A 3369-nucleotide genomic window follows, 5' to 3' on the forward strand; every position below is an offset into this window, starting at 1 on the left:
CCTTTGTCGCCATTTCCCGGCTTAACAGCAACAAGCTTGGCACGTATGGTGGACAGTTGGGGGCTTCACATGGTGGGCTGACCCCCCCGATCTTTCCAACGCCATTTTCCCCAAGGGGGTCTGGTCATGGCAGGACGGCGTTCTCACGGCCACTGAAGATCAGTGCATTTGGACTAAAGACCAGTATACCAATTTTGTGCTCGATTTGGAATTTAAGAATGCGGAAGGCACCAACAGCGGGGTTGTCGTGCGGTGCAGCGATATCAAGAACTGGATCCCCAATTCCATCGAAATCCAGATCTGCGACGACTTCGCCGAAAAATGGGCCAAAATGCCGAAAACGTGGCATTGCGGCGCCATCTTCGGACACCTGGCTCCAACCAAGTCCATGGTCAAAAAACCGGGCGAGTGGAACCGGATGACGATCACCTGCCGCGGACCGATGGTATACGTCGTGCTCAATGGCGAACTCGTCACCCAGATGGACATGCGGAAATGGACCTCTGCAAAGACGAATCCCGACGGCAGTGAGATCCCACCCTGGCTGAGCCGGCCAGTCGCTGAGCTTTCCCTCACCGGTCATATCGGCCTGCAGGGTAAGCACGCTGACGCCCCCATCTGGTTCCGCAACATCAAGATCAAAGTGCTGGAAGAGTGACCATAGACCCCGCAGGTGCGGCCACCTCACTGGCCCCAGTCACCTTTTTTAGCAGCTTTTAAGCCCCGGGATGCGGCCATCCCGGGGTTTTTCAGTCTCTGAAGGCCGCTCCAGGGGTGCGCCGGGCGTCTGCGGCCTGTCGCCTGTTGGCCCTTTGTCGCCATTTCCCGGCTTAACAGCAACAAGCTTGGCACGTATGGTGGACAGTTGGGGGCTTCACATGGTGGGCTGACCCCTCTGCGATCCAAACTTCTCCTCTGTCGCTGGAAAAAGACGCGAACCTTGATGACACGGCCTGGTGCAGAGGCAACATTCCGGCCGAAGGGTCTGGCTGTCACGTCCCCATTCCCACTTTGAATGATCCATTTTACCTGATAGGCTCTCTTTGGTTGGGTCAGCTCCCGGTTAATGGTAGGGGCAATTCATGAATTGCCCCTACCACACATGGACCATTCAATCTCTCTCACACACAGTTTCATAAAAAGTGTGAATGGGTCACTCTGCCGGCGGGTTGCTTTTGCCTGGCTTCGTGAACGGGGCTTTTTTCGACTGTCTTTGATGCGCTTTGGATTAATGCTGAACGCTGGCCTTTTTGCGTGGTCCTGGTACACTGAATACGGGAAGCTGATTGTTGGCATCATTCGCGATACCCTGGTCAAGGTGGCTTCGAGCCTACCACGGAAAGTGATCAACAATGGACCCCCAACAGTTGGGACCTTATCGCATCATCAGGCGACTGGGGCGCGGAGGAATGGGTGCAGTATATGAGGGTGTGCACGTTCAAACGGGGGAGCCGGCAGCGGTCAAGACCCTCTCAGAGACTCTTCTCGAGGAACCCGACTTCCGCGCTCGATTTGAGCTGGAAATCGAAACGCTGCGAAAGCTCAACCATCCCAACATCGTGCGATTGCTGGGATTTGGCGAGGAAAACGGAGTCCTTTTTTATGTGATGGAACTGGTTCGCGGTCCAAGCCTGGATCAGGAACTCAAGGCCGGTCGCAAATTCACCTGGCGCGAGGTCGCTCAAATCGGCATCCAGGTGTGCCATGCGCTCAAACACGCCCACGATCGGGGTATCATCCATCGCGATTTGAAACCGGCCAATCTGCTGCGTGCGGAAGACGGAACCATCAAGCTCTCTGATTTCGGGATCGCGCGACTTTTTGGCGCCCCCAGTCACACGGGCGTGGGCAGTGTTCTGGGAACGATCGAGTACATGGCGCCGGAGCAGGCGGAGGCTCAACCGATCGGCCCCAAGGCGGATCTTTACAGTCTGGGGGCCGTCCTTTATGCCCTGTTGGTGGGTCGGCCACCGTTCAAGGTGACGTCGTTTGCACAAATTCTCCATCTCCATCGGACCTCCCGGCCGGACCCCGTTCGGTTGTATGTCCCAGACTGTCCCGAGGAACTGGATCGCATCATCCAGGAGCTTTTGCAACGCGATCCCGACAAGCGGATCACGAATGCCTCGCTGGCGGCGAGACGTCTTCAGGCGATGCTCCATGCCCTCGATCGCGAAGGCGTGACGTCTCCTGCCCCCTCCAATACGCTCGTCTTGCCGACTTCACAGCCGCTGGATTTTGGTATTGAGACGCCGAACGCGAAGCCGGCTGTCTCTTCGATGACGCCCACGGTGACCCTCCCCGCCGAGAAAGGCTCCGATTCCCCGATCACTGAAGCAGGCCAGTCTTTCAGTGTTGATGCGTCGCAGCTCGCCCCCACCCGTGCGGCCGAGCCGAATGAAATTCTGCGTTCGCCGGCTCGAGAAGACATCATCGGCACTCCTTCCCAGTGGCAACCCACCGTGGAGGCTACTGCGGTGCAGGAATCGCCGCCAACCGGGGTCGTGAAAACTGCTGGAGAGCCTCCCCCGGCCAGTGCGCCGAAAACGGAAAGCACGGAACCAACCGCCGGAGCGACGACGTCCGGGCGGTTTGTCCCGGTCAGACCGGAGGACCTCGATCGCATTGAACCACCTCCCAGCGCCCGACAACCGGTCTTTTCCCTGCAGACGGCCATCTTGCTTGGGGCCCTCGTGTTGCTGGCCGGGACAATCTGGTACATGCTTCAGCCCCCGTCGGCGGACCAACTTTATCGCCGCATCACAAGCCGTGTGGGGGATGGCTCGGATACCGACGCTCTTCTCGCGGCTGCCCCGGATATCGAGGCTTTTCTGTCGCGATATTCCGACGACCCGCGAGCAGCGCAAATCCAGGATTATCAGCAGGAAATCGATCTGCTTCGGATGGAAAGAAAATTTGAACTGCAGGCCCGCCAGCGGGCTGCCGCACGGACGGCGATTCCCATTGAGCAGGATTACCTGGAAGCGCTCCGCTATCTGCAAATTGATCCGACCTTGGCGATGCAAAAACTGGAGGCCATTCTCGCCCTCTATGGCCACGAATCGGCTCCCGACCGCCCCGGCGAAGGCCCCGATCGATCCACCCCCGCGGGGAACAGCCCGCGCCGTCTCGTGGGACACACCGAAGAGTGCCTGGAGCTGGTGCGGCGCCGCCTGGAACGCCTCAAACGTGAACTGGAGCCCGCCATCAGCAACCAGCGGGATCTGCTGGAATGGCGACTGAACGAGGCTGACCGCATTGAGAAGACTCAGCCGGAACTGGCCCGAAGCATCCGCGAGGCGGTGATCACACTCTACGGACAGAAGGAATGGGCCCAACCCTATGTCGAGCGGGCCCGGCAGGCACTCC

Annotated in this window: 2 protein-coding genes; both read left to right on the forward strand. The window is 58.8% G+C overall.

From position 1 onward, the window contains the following. Positions 1–103 precede the first annotated feature (103 nt). Complete coding sequence (locus H5U08_RS13375) at positions 104–658, forward strand: DUF1080 domain-containing protein (protein WP_297033976.1); 555 nt, start codon at positions 104–106, stop codon at positions 656–658. 694 nt (positions 659–1352) lie between these two features. Then, positions 1353–3369: serine/threonine-protein kinase (locus tag H5U08_RS13380; protein WP_297033974.1), on the forward strand; the 2017-nt coding region annotated here is incomplete at its 3' end.

This window comes from Thermogutta sp. (assembly GCF_014359955.1).
Taxonomy (GTDB): Bacteria; Planctomycetota; Planctomycetia; order Pirellulales; family Thermoguttaceae; genus Thermogutta.